12 protein-coding genes and 1 pseudogene are annotated in these 12,259 nt (G+C 69.1%); 4 read left to right on the top strand and 9 right to left on the bottom strand.

Annotated elements, in window-relative coordinates; translation table 11 throughout:
- Both HMPREF0591_RS03990 and HMPREF0591_RS03995 read right to left on the bottom strand, forming a co-directional pair.
- Positions 1-1,136 (bottom strand): annotated as a pseudogene (locus tag HMPREF0591_RS03990) (cation-translocating P-type ATPase); the annotation flags it as partial.
- Positions 1,137-1,295: 159 nt separating this feature from the next.
- Entirely contained in the window at positions 1,296-2,252 is a 957-nt protein-coding gene (locus tag HMPREF0591_RS03995; protein WP_007167134.1) for a sigma-70 family RNA polymerase sigma factor, read from the bottom strand.
- Between the two features lie 149 nt (positions 2,253-2,401).
- Here HMPREF0591_RS03995 and HMPREF0591_RS04000 point away from each other — a divergent pair, with 149 nt between their 5' ends.
- Together HMPREF0591_RS04000 and HMPREF0591_RS04005 are read left to right on the top strand one after the other, a co-directional pair.
- On the top strand, positions 2,402-3,157 hold the full coding sequence (locus HMPREF0591_RS04000; RefSeq protein WP_007167135.1) for an SDR family oxidoreductase: 756 nt from the start codon (positions 2,402-2,404) through the stop codon (positions 3,155-3,157).
- A 29-nt stretch (positions 3,158-3,186) separates the two neighbouring features.
- The gene (locus HMPREF0591_RS04005) at positions 3,187-3,924 is read left to right on the top strand and encodes a DUF899 domain-containing protein (protein WP_007167136.1); all 738 of its coding nucleotides are present in this window, start codon (positions 3,187-3,189) and stop codon (positions 3,922-3,924) included.
- Positions 3,925-4,025: 101 nt separating this feature from the next.
- Here the strand turns inward: HMPREF0591_RS04005 and HMPREF0591_RS04010 are convergent, their stop codons facing one another.
- On the bottom strand, positions 4,026-4,250 hold the full coding sequence (locus tag HMPREF0591_RS04010; protein ID WP_007167137.1) for a hypothetical protein: 225 nt from the start codon (positions 4,248-4,250) through the stop codon (positions 4,026-4,028).
- A gap of 61 nt (positions 4,251-4,311) precedes the next feature.
- Positions 4,312-4,674, bottom strand: coding sequence for a nuclear transport factor 2 family protein (locus HMPREF0591_RS04015; RefSeq protein ID WP_007167138.1), 363 nt, complete (start codon positions 4,672-4,674; stop codon positions 4,312-4,314).
- Positions 4,675-4,774: 100 nt separating this feature from the next.
- Between HMPREF0591_RS04015 and HMPREF0591_RS04020 the strand changes: the two genes are divergently transcribed.
- Both HMPREF0591_RS04020 and HMPREF0591_RS04025 read left to right on the top strand, forming a co-directional pair.
- Positions 4,775-5,632 (top strand): rhomboid family intramembrane serine protease, encoded by an 858-nt coding sequence (locus HMPREF0591_RS04020; protein WP_007167139.1) that lies wholly within the window; start codon positions 4,775-4,777, stop codon positions 5,630-5,632.
- Entirely contained in the window at positions 5,629-6,090 is a 462-nt protein-coding gene (locus HMPREF0591_RS04025; RefSeq protein ID WP_007167140.1) for an SRPBCC family protein, read from the top strand. Before HMPREF0591_RS04020 ends, HMPREF0591_RS04025 begins: the two co-directional genes overlap by 4 nt.
- On the opposite strand, the gene HMPREF0591_RS04030 is transcribed toward HMPREF0591_RS04025, so the two are convergent.
- From HMPREF0591_RS04030 to HMPREF0591_RS04050, 5 genes are read right to left on the bottom strand one after another with little or no spacing between them, the layout of a single operon-like run.
- Positions 6,091-7,245 carry an NDMA-dependent alcohol dehydrogenase gene (locus HMPREF0591_RS04030; RefSeq protein WP_040621807.1) on the bottom strand — a complete coding sequence of 385 codons (1,155 nt, stop codon included), beginning with the start codon at positions 7,243-7,245 and terminating at the stop codon, positions 6,091-6,093.
- A 37-nt stretch (positions 7,246-7,282) separates the two neighbouring features.
- Positions 7,283-8,056 (bottom strand): SDR family NAD(P)-dependent oxidoreductase, encoded by a 774-nt coding sequence (locus HMPREF0591_RS04035; protein ID WP_007167142.1) that lies wholly within the window; start codon positions 8,054-8,056, stop codon positions 7,283-7,285.
- 1 nt (position 8,057) lies between these two features.
- Complete coding sequence (locus HMPREF0591_RS04040) at positions 8,058-9,722, bottom strand: AMP-binding protein (RefSeq protein WP_007167143.1); 1,665 nt, start codon at positions 9,720-9,722, stop codon at positions 8,058-8,060.
- A gap of 9 nt (positions 9,723-9,731) precedes the next feature.
- Positions 9,732-10,472 carry a GntR family transcriptional regulator gene (locus tag HMPREF0591_RS04045; protein WP_007167144.1) on the bottom strand — a complete coding sequence of 247 codons (741 nt, stop codon included), beginning with the start codon at positions 10,470-10,472 and terminating at the stop codon, positions 9,732-9,734.
- On the bottom strand, positions 10,472-12,148 hold the full coding sequence (locus HMPREF0591_RS04050) for an SMP-30/gluconolactonase/LRE family protein (RefSeq protein WP_083801929.1): 1,677 nt from the start codon (positions 12,146-12,148) through the stop codon (positions 10,472-10,474). The genes HMPREF0591_RS04045 and HMPREF0591_RS04050 overlap by 1 nt, the downstream gene beginning before the upstream one ends.
- Positions 12,149-12,259 lie beyond the last annotated feature (111 nt).

Raw genomic sequence — 12,259 nt, forward strand, 5'->3', positions numbered from 1 at the left:
AGCAGCGCGCCGGCCGCATCCTCGGTGCCACCGCCGGCCAGCAGCGCGCCCGCCGCGGCCACCAGCGAGGCGTTCGCGGCCTGGTCGGCGTATTCCTCCACCGGCCCGGCCATCGATCCCTTCGCGGTGTCGATGGCGGCGTCGATGGCGCCGCCGACCACGACGTGGGACGCTTCGCCCGCGGCGGCTGCCGCCCAGTTATGCCGGGGCGCTTGGGATTTGGGCCCGGCGGACGAAATGACCGGGACCACGGGGGCCTGCGGCCGCTTGGGCGAGGCCAGTTCCGGTTCCCGGTCCCGCCATCGCTGCCGGTGCGCCGCGGCCTCGGAGACCTGCAGGCTGCGTTGCGCCAGGTCCAGCAGCGGCGTGCCCACCGCCTGCGTCAGCCCGTTCGCCACCGCGGTCGACGCGCTCAGGGCGATGTCGGTGCCGACGCGGCCCAGCCGCGACTCCAGCACGGCGACCACCCGCGGCTGATGGTTCAGCAGGGCGGCGGCCGCGCGGGCGCTGCGCGGCGCGACGGGGAGCCGCCCCAGCCAGCCCGTCACCGCGGCGCCGATGGCCGCGACGTCCATGACGGCGGCGCTGAACGGGACCAGGATCGCCAGCGGGTTGCCGGGGTCGGCGAACGGCGCGGTCCGGGGCGCCTCCCCCGAAGCGACCAGCGTCAAGTCCGCCGCGACGCTGCAGACGGTTTCGCGCACGCGGTCCAGGAGCGCGTCTCCGTCGGGTTCGTTGTCGAATTCGATCACCAGCCGGCCGAGCGCACCTTCCACGTGGGCCGAGGCCACCCCCGGGATCCTGCGCACCGGCTCCTCCACCGCCGGCGCGTGCTCGTGCCAGCCGGGGAACGGCAGCAACGGATCCAGGTCCAGGTGCACCCGCCGCCCGCTCTGCCAGCGAACCGGCGGCGTGACGCTGGGCCCGGAACCGTTGGGGGGACCGCTCAATCCGATGGCCCGGGTCGTGGTCTGGGCCATCGACTGCACCACCGGAACGGCCAACTCGGCGACCGGGCTGGCCAATGTCTGCAGGGCGCCCGCCGCGCCGGCCGCCGTGGACACACCCGCCCGCACCACCTGCGCGGCCCCGTCGGTCATGCCGGCGACGACGCTGGCAACGCCGGGAATCCTCACTCGGTCACCCTTCGATTACGTCTACCGCGCTAATGATCCTGGGGGGCTGGGGACCTGTCCACAGATGGGGCCGTGGACGCTGCGACGACACCGGATGACGCCGGTGGGTCGGGCCTTCCCACGGGTGACCGGCGGTGCGGTCGCTTCCCTGCGGACAGGTTACCGGCTGGACGGGAAACCGAAGGTGCTGAACAGGCCGGGGTCCAGGAAGACGGTGATGGTGGCGACCCCGGCGTCACCCGCGGTGAGGACGTGGATGGAATGGGCCCGCATCGCCCCGTCGGCGCCGCGGCGGTATTCGGCGACCGCGGGTTGCGCGTTGGCGGCCGTCGGGATCATCGCGATGTCACCGGCCTTGGCGAAGGCACGCGCGGCGAGGAACCGCAGTACCGGATCGCGCCCGGTGAACCAGACAGGCAGGGGCGGCATTTCGAGTTTCACGTCCGCCTGCAGCAGCGCGGTGAGCGCCGCCATGTCCGCGTTCTCGAATGCCGCACAGTAGCGGTCCAGCAGGGCGCGGCGCTCGGCATCGTCGGGCTCGGACAGGCTGTCCTCGGTGGGTGAGAGCTCGGCGAGGCGGGCCCGCGCCCGCTGCAGCGAGCTGTTGACCGCGGCCGGCGTGGTCTCGAGCAGCTCGGCCACCTCGGCGGCGCTGAACTGCACGACGTCGCGCAAGATGAGGACCGCTCGCTGGCGGGCGGGAAGCTCCTGCAGCGCCGTCATCACGGCCAGCCGCAGGCTTTGCCGCGCGGCGACGTTGTCCTCCGGCGTCCGGAACGTCAGCGCGTCGGGAATGGGTTCCAGCCACTCGTGGGGGCCGGCGATCGCGTCGAGGTCGATGTCCGGGTCGATGGATCCTTCGATCACCCCGGCCGGCAGCACCCGCCGGGCGCGGTGCTGCAGGGCGCGCAGGCACGCGGTGGTCGCGATCCGGTACAGCCACGTTCGCAACGCCGCGCGCTCCTCGAACGCCTGGTAGCCGCGCCAGCCGTTGAGATAGGTTTCCTGGACCAGGTCCTCGGCGTCGTGCACCGACCCGAGCATCCGGTAGCAGTGCGCGATCAGCTCGGCACGAAACGGCGTGGCCTGCGCGATGAAATCCTCTCTGGCCGGCACGGCTTCTCCTATCTCGGCTGCGACCGAACGCTACTCCTGTACAGAGACGGCGGGCCGCCGAAATTCATCGGTCCGCGGGCGATGAATTCGCGCGCCGCACCGCATCTCCATTGGTGGACGCACGTTTCCCACGGAGAGCGGAGGACGACATGAACGAGCTGGATGGCCTGGCGGGCAGCACGGCGATCGTGACCGGGGCGAGCCGCGGATTCGGCCGCGCCATCGCCGGCGCGCTCGCGGGCGCGGGCGCGCGGGTGGTCGGTGTGGCGCGCACCCGGTCGGGTCTCGAGGAGACCCATGACGAGCTGGGTGCCGGCTTCGTCCCGGTGGTCGCCGACGCCGCCGACCCCGCGACGGCGCAGCGGCTCATCGACGAATACCGGCCGCGGACACTGGTGTTGAGCGCCGGGGCCGCACCGCGCATGAGCCCGCTGCAGGAGCAGAGCTGGGACAGCTTCAGCCGGAACTGGAATGTCGATGTCGCGCAAGCCTTTCACTGGACCCGCCACGCGCTGCGACGTCCGCTGGCTCCGGGCGGCTCCGTGATCGTCATGTCCAGCGGCGCCGCGATGGCCGGGTCGCCGCTGAGCGGCGGGTACGCGGGGGCGAAGGCCGCGGTCAGGTTCATCGCCGGCTATGCCGCCGCCGAGTCGCAGCGGGCCGGGCTCGGGATCCGCTTCGTGGCCGTCCTGCCCCGGCTGACGCCGGCCACCGACCTGGGCGCCGAGGCCGTCGCGGCCTACGCCCGACGCCAAGGGGTGGACGTCGACACGTTCGTGCGGGCCGGCGGGCCCCCGCTCACCGCGGAGCAGGTGGGCCGGTCGGTCCTGGAGATCGCCGGCGGCGCCCCCGGGAGCGGCGACGCGTTCCTGTTGACGTCGAGCGGCCTGGCGGCCGTGGCCTGAGACCACGAAACGGCAAGGAGGACAACGCCATGAACACACCCCCCATCGTGTCGGCGCCGGAATGGGCCGCCGCGCGCGACCGACTCCTGGTGCGGGAGAAGGAAGTGATGAGAGCCCACGACGCCCTTGCCACGGCGCGCCGGCGGATGCCCTGGCTGGCCGTCGACGACGGCTACGCGTTCGAGGGGCCGGAGGGCCCGGTGAGGCTGCGGGAGCTGTTCGCGGGCCGGCGTCAGCTGATCGTGTACCGCGCCTTCTTCGAACCCGGCGTGGACGGCTGGCCCGACCACGCCTGCCGCGGCTGCTCGATGATCGCCGACCACGTCGGACACCTCGCCCACCTCAACGCGCGCGACACCACCCTGGTGTTCGCCTCGCGGGCACCACAGCCCGACATCGCGCGGTTGAAGGCCCGGATGGGCTGGCGGATGCCGTGGTTCACGCTGACCGACGATTTCGATGCCGACTTCGGCGTGGACCAGTGGCACGGCACGAACGCGTTCATCCATGACGGCGACCGCGTGTTCCGGACCTATTTCATCAACAATCGCGGCGACGAGGCGCTGGGCAACACGTGGAGCTACCTCGACATGACCGCGCTGGGACGCCAGGAGAACTGGGAGGACTCACCGGACGGGTACCCGCAAACCGCGCCCTACGAGTGGTGGGAATGGCACGACGCATACGGCGAGCACGCGCCGTCGCGGTGGTTCGGCGAGCCCGATCCCGACGATCCGAACGACCCGCGCCCGGCGCGCGGCGGCTAAATCCGGCCGCCCCGCATTTCGCGTTCCCGGCCCCGAATAACACGAATGCGCGGTAGCCGTCCGACGGCTACGCGCGCAATATTCGGCCGAGAAAATTCGGGCTACAAAATTCGGTGGTTTGCCCTGTTGACGTGGTAGCCCGCCGGGAACGACTTCTCGATGACCTGCAGCTGGTGGTCCACCCGGGACTCGAGCTCGAGGACCACGCAGCTATCGCCGACGGCCTTCGATTCGAGGACTATGTACCGCTGGCCGCAATCCATGATGGGATCACCTGAGTGCAATGTTTCGACGGGCACCAATTCCGGGCTTCCGTTTGATTCCACCCGTCACACGCTAGGTCAAATTCGCGGTTCAGGGAATAGTCTTCCGGCCACCCGCGGCGGTTCACTGCGCCGCGGGCTGCTTGAAGAACACGCTCACGTGGCGGATGCGCCCGTCGTCGCCCCGCTCGAACACGATGCATTCGGGCCAGCGCTTGGTGACGCCGTCGATATCGAACGCCTCGGTCAACTCGACGTAGGACAGGCGGGCGTCGACGTGCGAAACCCGGTGCACGTCAAGCCGATGTCCCGACAAGTTGGTGAGGACCTGGCGTAGGTAGGCGACGTAGTGGTGCTTGCCCTCGACGACGTCGCAGAACGGGCCCTCGCGGACCAACCCGTCGTCGGCGATGGTCGCGGCGAGACCGTCCCAGTCGTGCGCGGCCAGGCACTGCAGATAGCGCTCGACCACACCCGCTTCGGTCACGTCTTCTCCACCCACCACACAGTAGGGGAGGGGAGCGGGCGGGGAAACGGGTTCGCCGAAGCGCTGCGCCCGGGCCGGGGATGCGGGAAAGAATGGGGCGATGAGCGGACCCCCTTCCCCGCCGACGGCGCCGACCTGCTACCGGCACCCGGGCCGCCCGACGTATGTCCGCTGCAACCGTTGCGAGCGGTACATCTGCGGGGACTGCATGCGCAGCGCGGCCGTCGGGCACCAGTGCGTCGAGTGCGTCCGGGCGGGCGCGCGGACCATCCGGCAGCCGCGCACCCGCTTCGGCGGGCGGCAGCGGTCGGCCGCCCCGGTGCTCACCTACGCGCTGATCGCGATCAACGTGCTGGCGTTCGTGCTGCAACTGGCGGCGGGGAATCTGGAAAGGCAGCTCGCGTTGTGGCCGCCGGCGGTGGCCGACGGTCAGTATTACCGCTTGGCGACGTCGGCGTTCCTGCATTACGGGGCGACGCATCTGGTTTTCAACATGTGGGCGCTGTATGTGGTCGGCCCGCCGCTCGAAAGCTGGCTGGGCCGGCTGCGTTTCGGCGCGTTGTATGCGATGAGCGGATTGGGCGGTTCGGTCCTGGTGTACCTGGTTTCGCCGCTCGACACGGCGACCGCCGGCGCCTCGGGTGCGATCTTCGGCCTGTTCGGCGCCACCTTCGTGGTCGGCAAGCGGCTGGCGGTCGACGTCCGCTGGGTCGTCGTGGTGATCGCGATCAACCTGGTCTTCACTTTCCTTGTCCCGTTGATGAGTTCGCAGCGCATCAGCTGGCAGGCGCACGTGGGCGGGCTGGTGACGGGCGGGCTGGTCGCCGCGGCCTACGTCTACCCGCCAAGGCAGCGCCGGAACATGATTCAGGCCGCGGTGACGGCCACCCTGGTCGTGTTGTTCGCGGCGCTGGTCTGGTGGCGCACCGCGGAGCTGCTCGCGGAGTTCTCCGCATGAGCTGGTGGACCGCCCACTCCGAGCACACGCTGACCGAGGACGTGCCCGCGCCGCCGGGCGCGGTCCGCGACTTCTACGTGGACCTGGACAACATCAAGCTGGTGCACCCGCTGATCGTGTTCGTGGAGACGTTGTCGCGCACCGAAACGCCGGACGGATACGAGCACTGTTACCGGGTGCGCGACCGGATCCCGTTGGGCCCGTTCACCATCAAGGTCGCCTATCGGGCCCGGCTGCGGGTGCCGGCGGTGGGTGACGTGCTGACCGAGGCCGACCAGTCGCCGGGGGTGCGGCTGCGCGGAACGGTGAGCTTCGCGCCGATCGCCGCGGGCACCCGGGTGACCGAGCGGATTCGGATCGCGGCGCCCCGCCCGCTCGCCCCGGTGACCACGCGCGAGGCCGTCAAGGCGCACATCGCGATGCTGGCCGGCATCCGCCGCCACTTCGAGACCCGATGATCAGCCGCCGGTCTTGATGGTGTCGAACTCGATGATCCCGCGAATGTTGCGGCCCTCGCGCAGGTCCGTGAATGCGTCGTTGATCTCGTCGAGCCGGTAGTGTCGGGTGACCAACTCATCGAGTTTCAACTCACCGGCCTGATACAGCGACAACAGCATCGGCACGCTCGTGCGCGGATTCATCCCGCCGTAGAGCGCTCCCCGCAGCTGTTTGGCCGACAGCGTCATCTCCTGCAAAACCAACGGAACCGGCGGCTCGGTGAAGGGGGTGATGCCGGTCAGCACGCAAATCCCGCCCTTGCGCAGCAACGCCATCGCCGCCGGGATCAGGTCCACGTGCACGACGCCGGGGCTGACGACGACGCGGTCGGCCATGACGCCCGCGGTGATATCTCTGACCAACGGTATCGCTTCCCCGGCGGAGGCGGCGGTATGCGTGGCGCCGAAGAGCTTGGCCGAATCTCGCTTGGAGTCAACCGGATCCACTGCGACGACATACTTTGCGCCGACGGCGCGCGCACCCTGCAGCGCGTTCATCCCGACGCCCCCGGTGCCGATGACCACCACGGTGTCGCCGGGCTCGGTTCCCGCCGACACCGTAGCGGAGCCCCAACCGGTGCTGACGCCGCACGACACGAGGGAGGCGGCATGGAACGGGATCGCGTCGCCGATCTTGATGACGGACCTTTCCGACAGCACCGCATATTCCGCGAAGGTGCCGAGCTGACCGTAAGCCAACAGATCCTCTTCGCCGAGATGCCTGCGGCAGGTACCGTCGGTGGGCATCTCCCGCACGAACAGGCTCGCGCCGATATCGCAGATGTAGCTCTGCCCGTTCACACAAAACCGGCAATTGCCGCATGCCGGAATGAACGAGAGGGCCACCCGATCCCCCGGCTGCACCGTCGACACGTTCGGCCCGACTTCCTCGACGACACCGGCACCCTCGTGACCCCCGAGCAAGGGGAACCAGTCCGGCGCGGGCTGACCGCTGGCCGCCAGCGCCTCTGGAGTCGGCACCACATCGCCGGTGAACAAGTGGTCGTCGGAGTGACAGATTCCGGCGACGGCCATCCGCACCAGGACCTCACCGTTGCGGGGCGGGTCGAGTTCGATCTCGCGGATCTCCCAGTCCCTGCCGACCCCGCGGATCACCGCGGCCTGACACTTCATTGCGACCTCCTTGACAGCTTCACCGCGCGATCCATTCCGACGACAACGCGAACTCCGAAAGGTACTTCGTTGAACTCCAGCCGCCGTCGACGACGATCGTCTGCCCATTGATGAAGCTGCCGGCCGGCGAACACAGGAAGGCGACGGTGCCGGCGATGTCATCGACGGTGCCCAAGCGCTGATGCGGCGTCATCTCGGTGTTGATCTTGCGGAATCGCTCGTCCTGCAGGCGTTCCTCGACCATCGGCGTCAGCGTCACACCGGGCGCGACGGCGTTACAACGGATGCCGGCCGACCCGTACTGGCAGGCGATGTGTGTCGTCAGCGCGGTCAGCCCGCCCTTGGCCGCGGAATAGGCGCCACCACGCAGTCCGCCGATCACCGCGAACGTCGATGTGATGTTGATGATCGCCGATCCGGGTCGCATGTGGGGCAGGACGTCACGCGCAAGCCGGAACGGTGCCCGCAGCATCAAATCCAGGAAGTGGTCCAGTGTTTCGTCGTCGGTCTCGTGGAGCGGCTTGGGGCTGCCCACCCCGGCATTGTTGATCAGGAAGTCGATGCGACCCCAGCGAGAGACCGCGAGGTCGACGATGCGTCGCGGGGCGTCGTCGTGGGTCAGGTCGACGGCGAGTGTCGCGACGCGATCGGGATCGTCGACCGCCCTTTCCAGTTCGGCGAGCCGGTCGTTATCGCGGGCGGCACCGACGACCGCCATGCCCATCTCGGCGAGTTTGGTTGCACACCCCAAGCCGATGCCGCTGCTTGCTCCGGTGACTATCGCGACCTGCATTTCACCCGTCCTTGGTTCGGGCGCGGCGACCCGCCGCGCCCGGCTTCGCCGCGCTTGTGATCGCCGCGGAGGTCAGCGCCGCCCGGATCCGATGTTTGAGTATCTTGCCCGCGTCGTTCTTCGGCAGCGCATCCCAGATGACCACCTGTTCCGGCGCCTTGAATTTCGCGACCCCCTTGCTCTCCAGGAGCGCGAGCATGCCGGCGACGTCGGGCCTCGCCGCACCCGCGGGCACGATCACCGCGCAAGCCCGCTCCCCGGTTCTCTCGTCGGGGAGCCCGACGACGGCGATTTCGGCGATGCCCGGGTGGTCGGCGAGCAGGTCCTCGACCTCCTTGGCCGAGATGTTCTCGCCGTTGCGGATGATGACGTCCTTGGCCCGACCCGTCACGAGCAGGTATTGGCCATCGACCCAGCGTCCCAGATCGCCGGTGTGGAAAAACCCTTCGGCATCCAGGGATTCGGCGTCGTCTTCGGGATGACGGTAACCCAAGAGCATCTGGGGACCGCGCACGCAGATTTCGCCGTCACCAGCGGGCGCGGTTTCGTGTGGGACGAGCTTGACCTCGGCGATCCCGGGCCGCCCGTCGGTGTCCGCGGCGTGATCGGCTTCGTCATGACGTGGTGCGCCGACGGTCGCCACGGGGACCTCGGTGCAGCCGTAGACCCGGGTGACCACCGCCCGGTCGAAATAGCCGGCGGCGCGGCGGATGAGTGAGGGCGACACCGATGCGCCGCCGCAGATGAACACCTTCAGGTCGGGCAGGCGGGTGTGGGCGTGCTCGGCGGCGGTCAGCAGCTGCTGAAGAAACGGTGTCGCGCCGGCCAGATGGGTGCACCGCTCGTCGTTCATGAGCGCCACGGCCCGCACCGGATCCCACCGGTCCATCAGCACCGCGGTGGTGCCCAACAACAGCGGGCATTCGAACGTGTAGATCGAACCGCCGATGTGGGCGATCGGCGACGGGACCAGGAAGGTGTCGCCCGGATCGATCAGCCAGTGATCGCGGAGCTGGCAGATCAGGGCGTGTAGCGAATTGCTGCTGTGCAGGACACCTTTCGCGCGGCCCGTGGTGCCGGAGGTATAGAGAACCATCCGGACCGCGTCGGGATCCAGGGGGAGCGGCCCCGGCGCTTCCGACCCGTCGAACAGGGCCGGATACGACGTGTGTGGGCCGGGCTGCTCCGTTTCGGAGCCGCGCAGCAGCACAACTTCGGGTGCCCGGCTCATCGCGGCGGTCACCCGATCGAGCATGGCCGCATAGTCATGGCCGCCGAATTGCCTCGGGACGAAGACCATCCGTGCCTCGACGTCATCGAGGATGAACCGTAGATCATGGTCGCGCAGCGACGGCAGGATCGGGTTCACCACCATCCCGGCCAGCGTCGCGGCCAGGTAGATGACGGCGGCCTCGTGCCAGTTCGGCAGCATGAGCGAGATGACACTGCCGGTCGGCATGCGCGCGAGCAGGGCGCCCGCCAGCGCACTGGCCTGGGCATGCAACGTTGCGCAGTCCAGCCGAATCTCCTTGTCGACCAACACGGTTCGCTGCGGCGTGGACCGCGCGGCCGTGCGGAGTGAATCGGCCAGCGTGGTGCGCACCCATAGTCCGCGCCGATACGCCTTTGCCGCTCGTGCGGTGTCGTGCGGGACCGAGCCGATCACATGACCGACCTAACCGCTCACGCGGCGCATGGTCAATGCATAACGAAAGCTGGATGACAGATGGGTGTTCACCGTCACCTGGGCGATTTCGCCCTCGGAGGTCTTATAGGTGCGCTGCATCTGCAGTGCCGCCGTCCCGGCCTCCACGCCGAGGCCGTCGGCCAGCCCGGGCGAGAGCACGACCGCGGCGATCTCCTGGTGCAACTCGGCGATGCTCACGCCGAACAGGTCTTCGATCAAGGGAAAGATCGGACCGGTGTGGCGATGCAACAGCCGACCGACCGCGGCGAACGTGCGGCTGATGTAGTACTCCGTGCGGCACATGGGCGCCGACGCGCCCTCGGCCTGGCGGTAGCCGCGCACCGACAGCCATTGAGTGCCGGCCTGCAGGCCGGTGCGTGCGGCGATCTCGGCGTCGATCGTCACCATCTCGTTGGATTCGATGGTCAGCTGCGCCCCGGCCGCGAAGGCGAGCAGGTCATCGATCGACATCGCGTCCTGCGCATAGGAACTCGTGGCCGAACGGGGAACCACTCGGGTGCCCGCCCGCGGCCGCGACGTGACAAGGTTGTCCTCCCGCAGCCGGCGCAGCGCCTCGCGGATCGTGTATCGGCTGGCCGCGAATCGCTCACACAGTTGGTGTTCGGTCGGCAGCCGTGAGCCCACCGGGTAGACACCGTCGACGATCTCTTTCCGCAGTGTGCGCGCGATCTGCAGATAGCGGTGATCGGTGGCGATGGCCGGGGGCATCAGCGGCCGCCCCCCGACCGGCGCAACGACAGCACGCTGCCGTCACCGTCGGCCGAAATGTAGAGCGTCCCGTCGGGTCCCGCTGTGATGCCGGCGAAGGGGCCCTGTGGCCCGGAGAACGGTGGCATGCCTTTGAGCGGTTTCGGGGTGACACCCGGTGGCGGGCCGATCGGCAACCCGGATGCGATGATTCGCTTGGTCTTGCCGTCCAGGTCGAACGCAATCACTTGCTTGGCGCCGGCGTCGACGATGTAGAGCACCTCGTCGCGGACCATAATGCCCTGCGGGCGTTGCAGATCGGCGACCACGGTGTCGATGCCCGACCCGTTCACCCGCGCCACCGTGCCGTCGCCGGCCTGCGCTACCAGGCACGTCCCGTCGGCGTCGACCGCCACGCCGACCGGTTCCCGCAGGTCGCTGGCCAGCACCCGGACGTCACCCGCTCGCACCGACAGCAGCCGTCCGGTGCCCAGCTCGGCGAATACGACGCCGTGCGAAGTGAGCGCCACACCGTAGAGCTGGTCGAAACCGTCTGCGAGCACCTCACATTCGCTGACCGCCGGTCGGTAGCGGGCGACCTGTCCCCCCGATGTCGTCACCACGAACTCGCCGGGTCCGCTGGCCGTCACACCGCGCAGGAATCCCGGATAGCCCGGGCTGAAGAGCATTCCGACGGTGTGCAACGACCCGTCGGGCAGCACGGCGTAGAAGTACGTGCCGTCGGCGACATAGAGTCGCCCGTCGTCTCCCATCGTCAGGTCGAGGGGCCAATTGAGCCCGCCGGGTAACACCGTCCGGGTGGCGCCGTCCGCCGATATCGCGGTGATCTCCCCGGTGAAGTTGGAGACCAGCAGCCGGTCGTCGACGAATGTGCAGTTGTCCAGGCCCGGGCTGAGCTGTGCCAGCAGACGCCGCTCGCCGCTGCGCGGATCGATGCGCAGCACCTGCCCGGTCGCGACCTGAGTTGACACGATATGGCCCTGCGCGTCGAACTTGACCGAGTCCGGCACGCCGAGATCGCTTGCGACGCACTGCGGTTCGCCCCCGTCGGGGTCGATGCGCCAGATTTCGTTGGCGCCCATCACCGGAAAGTAGAGCAGACCGTCCGGGCCGGCTTCCATCGCGTTGGGCGACGGCACGTTGTCCAGCAGCACCCGGGGCGGCCCGCCGGCCAGATCGAGTTCCAGCAGACGCCCGCCTTCGCGACATTCACCGATGAACAACCGGCCCCGGTGAAAGGTGATGCCATTGGCCGACGGAACGTCGTCGCGCAACACCCGGGTTCGGCCGGCGGTGTCGAGCACGCTGACCCGACCGTCCATGACCTCGGTCGCGTACAGATTGCCACGGGCGTCGAACGCGACGTCGTCGGGTGCGACGATGCCGCCGCCCGTGGCGCTGACGGTGCCCAACTGCCCGCTGCGGCAATCCAGCGAGCTGATCTGACTGCCGGTCACCTGCGCGATATAGACGCGGCCGTCGGGGCCGGTGCGCAGACCGTTCGCGCCGAACAGGCGGCTGGGAGCGGTCACCCGCTCCAGCCGCCAGGACTCCGCGACTTCGACCGCACGGCTCGCGGAAACCGGGGAGGCATACCGCGACGGCTGCGCGTCGACGGCGTTCGAGAGGGACACGTGCGTTGCCTCGATCCTTCCCTGCTCGGCGGAAGTGACCATTGGGCCGGACGCTATCAAAGCCAAGCTAGTCCAGACAATAGCCATCGATCCATCACGTCCAGCCTTGACAGCCGAGTTCCACGATGGGAATAGTGTTCTCCAAGCGACAGA

The organism is Mycobacterium parascrofulaceum ATCC BAA-614 (assembly GCF_000164135.1).
In the GTDB taxonomy this organism is placed as follows: Bacteria; Actinomycetota; Actinomycetes; order Mycobacteriales; family Mycobacteriaceae; genus Mycobacterium; species Mycobacterium parascrofulaceum.

Coding starts and splice junctions, on each gene's coding strand:
- HMPREF0591_RS04025 (WP_007167140.1), top strand. CDS start 5,629: ATGAGCTGGTGGACCGCCCACTCCGAGCACACGCTGACCGAGGACGTG.
- HMPREF0591_RS04000 (WP_007167135.1), top strand. CDS start 2,402: ATGAACGAGCTGGATGGCCTGGCGGGCAGCACGGCGATCGTGACCGGG.
- HMPREF0591_RS04005 (WP_007167136.1), top strand. CDS start 3,187: ATGAACACACCCCCCATCGTGTCGGCGCCGGAATGGGCCGCCGCGCGC.
- HMPREF0591_RS04050 (WP_083801929.1), bottom strand. CDS start 12,148: ATGGTCACTTCCGCCGAGCAGGGAAGGATCGAGGCAACGCACGTGTCC.
- HMPREF0591_RS04020 (WP_007167139.1), top strand. CDS start 4,775: ATGAGCGGACCCCCTTCCCCGCCGACGGCGCCGACCTGCTACCGGCAC.
- HMPREF0591_RS04045 (WP_007167144.1), bottom strand. CDS start 10,472: ATGCCCCCGGCCATCGCCACCGATCACCGCTATCTGCAGATCGCGCGC.
- HMPREF0591_RS04035 (WP_007167142.1), bottom strand. CDS start 8,056: ATGCAGGTCGCGATAGTCACCGGAGCAAGCAGCGGCATCGGCTTGGGG.